Source organism: Limnofasciculus baicalensis BBK-W-15 (genome assembly GCF_024178385.1).
GTDB classification, from domain to species: domain Bacteria; phylum Cyanobacteriota; class Cyanobacteriia; order Cyanobacteriales; family Coleofasciculaceae; genus Limnofasciculus; species Limnofasciculus baicalensis.
On the sequence record NZ_JAMZMM010000717.1, the window covers coordinates 1 to 1,280 of the forward strand.

A 1,280-nucleotide genomic window follows, 5' to 3' on the forward strand; every position below is an offset into this window, starting at 1 on the left:
GCTCAACCCAACGCCCATCAGATTTAATTAAATTAATCAATTCCTCAACACCCTTATCTTCCGGTACTCGTTTAATCTCCTCCCTTCCGCGATATAAAGAAATATATCCAGGCTGCTTACCCACATAACCATAATCTGCATCTGCCATTTCACCGGGACCATTGACAATACAACCCATGACAGCAATATCTAAACCTGTCAGATGTTTAGTCGCTTCCCGGACATTATGCAAAACATCCTCTAAATTAAATAAAGTACGACCACAACTCGGACATGCGACATATTCTACCATCGTCTTTCGCAATCCCAAGGCTTGCAAAATACTATAGCAAACAGGAATTTCTTTTTCTGGTGCTTCAGTCAGGGAAACACGGATAGTATCGCCAATGCCATCAGCGAGTAAAGTGCCAATTCCCGCAGTAGATTTAATCCGTCCATATTCCCCATCACCTGCTTCCGTTACCCCTAAATGTAAAGGATAATCCATGCCCAATTCATCCATCCGTTTCACCATCAGACGATAAGCAGCTAGCATGACTGGCACGCGAGATGCTTTCATGGAAATTACTATATTCCGAAAGTCTAGAGATTCGCAGATATGGATAAATTCGATTGCAGATTCTACCATTCCTTGGGGAGTATCGCCGTAGGTAAACAGCATCCTTTCTGCCAGCGAGCCGTGATTTACACCAATCCGCATCGCTTTACCTTGATCTCGCAGAGAAATCACCAGAGGTGCTAAAGTTTCCCGGATTTTGTCGCCAATTTCCTCAAATTCAGCTTGACTGTATTCGGTGCGATCGCCTTTTGCTTTCTCAAAGACGTATAATCCAGGATTAATCCGGACTTTATCCACATGTTTGGCAACTTCCAGGGCAATTTTCATGCCATTGTGGTGGACATCTGCAACTAGGGGTACTTTTTGGTATGTCTTAATTAGTTTTTCCTTAATTTCTGCCAAAGCTTTGGCGTGTGCCATACTGGGGACTGTAACGCGGACAATTTCGCACCCAATTTCATGGAGGCGGCGAATTCCAGCCACGGAACCATCTATATCTAAGGTATCCTCGTTAATCATTGATTGCACTACCACGGGATAGCCACCGCCGATGGTGACGTTACCGACTTTGACGGGACGGGTTTTGCGGCGGCGGATGGTGGTGTCGAATTCGGGGGGTTGGGGTGCTGTTGTCGGTTTTGAAAGTGTTTGCATAAGAAGTGGTGAGAATATCGGGTATTGTTCATTATCTGTTTAGATTGCCATAGATGGGGTATTTTAG

The 1,280-nt window shown here is 44.8% G+C and carries 1 protein-coding gene; it reads right to left on the reverse strand.

Annotated elements, in window-relative coordinates:
* On the reverse strand, positions 1 to 1,213 hold a 1,213-nt coding region (gene ispG / locus NJ959_RS29685), incomplete at its 3' end, for a (E)-4-hydroxy-3-methylbut-2-enyl-diphosphate synthase (RefSeq protein WP_254015355.1).
* Positions 1,214 to 1,280: the final 67 nt, after the last annotated feature.